Raw genomic sequence first — 1,481 nt, forward strand, 5'->3', positions numbered from 1 at the left:
AGGCCTCGGCGCAGATCGCGCAGTGGGCGTGCATGTCCGCGTGGGCCCCGCAGTCGTCAGCGCACGTCGCGCACGCGACGCGGCACGCGCTGAGCAACTCCTTGACCGCCCCCGAGATCGTCCCGGTCCGGCGACTCAATACCGACGCGGTGGCCGCGCACACGTCCGCGCAGTCGAGATCGGTGCGGATGCAGTCGCGCATCTCCGCGACCGACTCCTCGGCCAGGCACGCGTCCGCGCAGGCGGTGCAGATGCGCGCGCACGCGGACGCGGCGTCGATCGCCTCCGCCAGCAACTCGACGGGCAGACCGCCGGTCGGGTGGGGGTGGGACGTGATCATGTCGATGGTGCTCATGGTTCCTCCTGGGACTCGTTCTGGTGAGGGCGAGGCGGGGGTCATCGGGTGGCCAGGACGATCCGCTGCAGGTCGTGGCCCACGATCACGTCCCCGCCGTAGCCCTCCTGGGCCCAGTCGTGCCATTGCCGCACGTCCACGACGCCGGAGTAGTCACCGAGGTGCGTGAGGACCAGTCGCTTGGCGCCGGCGCGCTCGGCGACCTGCCCCACCACCTGGACCTCGACGTGGGACTCCAGGTTGTGCTCGATCATGGCCGGCGGCAGGTTGCCGCCGCGCACGTTGATCGCCTCGTGCACGAGGGTGTCGGTGCCGAGCGCCAACCGGCCCAGGTTCTCGCTGAGGCTGGTGTCCCCGGAGAACGTCACCGACCCGTGCGCGGTGTCGAAGCGGAAGGCGAACGCGGGGAAGACCGGCCCGTGCGGGACGAGGGTGGCGGTGACCCGGACGTTCTGGTCCTCCATGACGAGGAACGGGTCCATCGCCGGGGAGGTGTTGGTGTAGCTGGCGCCGACGTCCGGGATCACGATCTCGTGGACGTCGAACAGCGTGCGCGGGTCGGGCGGCCCACCGGTGGGGCCGTTGTCCCGGAGGAAGATGTTCGACGTGTAGGCGTAGGCCTCGTCCAGCCGCTGCGTCATCTCCGCCGTGCCCGGGGTCGGGCTCTGGGGGGCGACCACCGGGAAGTCCGGGTAGTCGACGTTGGGCGGTCGCAGTCCGCCCGCGGACCCCGGGCCGTGGACGCCGACGGGGGCCACGAGTTTGTCCCCGGCGGCGTTGGCGACCACCCCACCGATGAGCGCGAAGTTGTAGTAGTCCGCGATGTGGTCGGCGTGCAGGTGGGTGAGGAAGATGTCGCTGATCGCCGCCAGTTCCAGGCCCGTGAGCCCGTACTGCGTCACCGCGGACCGCCCGCAGTCGATCACGTAGGCGGCCCCGTTGACCACGAGGACCGACGCGATCCCCACCCGCGTCCTCTCCACCATCGGGCCGGCGAGTGTCCCCAGGAGCAGTAGCTCGAGTGGTTCACGCTGCGCCGAGGGGATGCCGTCCGGCGGGGTGCCGCCGGACGACCCGAGGGAGCCGGAGCCCAGGGAGCCCGTGAGGCTCTGGGCTCCGGCGGAGC

Annotated in this window: 2 protein-coding genes; both read right to left on the minus strand. The window is 71.4% G+C overall.

Annotated features, from left to right (window positions below; genetic code table 11):
* A partial coding sequence (locus tag G6021_RS12555) for a four-helix bundle copper-binding protein (RefSeq protein WP_182641434.1) occupies positions 1 to 355 on the minus strand: 355 nt, incomplete at its 3' end.
* A 41-nt stretch (positions 356 to 396) separates the two neighbouring features.
* A partial coding sequence (locus G6021_RS12560) for an MBL fold metallo-hydrolase (RefSeq protein WP_241736543.1) occupies positions 397 to 1,481 on the minus strand: 1,085 nt, incomplete at its 5' end.

The sequence above is a fragment of the Dietzia sp. CW19 genome (assembly GCF_014145265.1).
Lineage (GTDB): Bacteria > Actinomycetota > Actinomycetes > Mycobacteriales > Mycobacteriaceae > Dietzia > Dietzia natronolimnaea.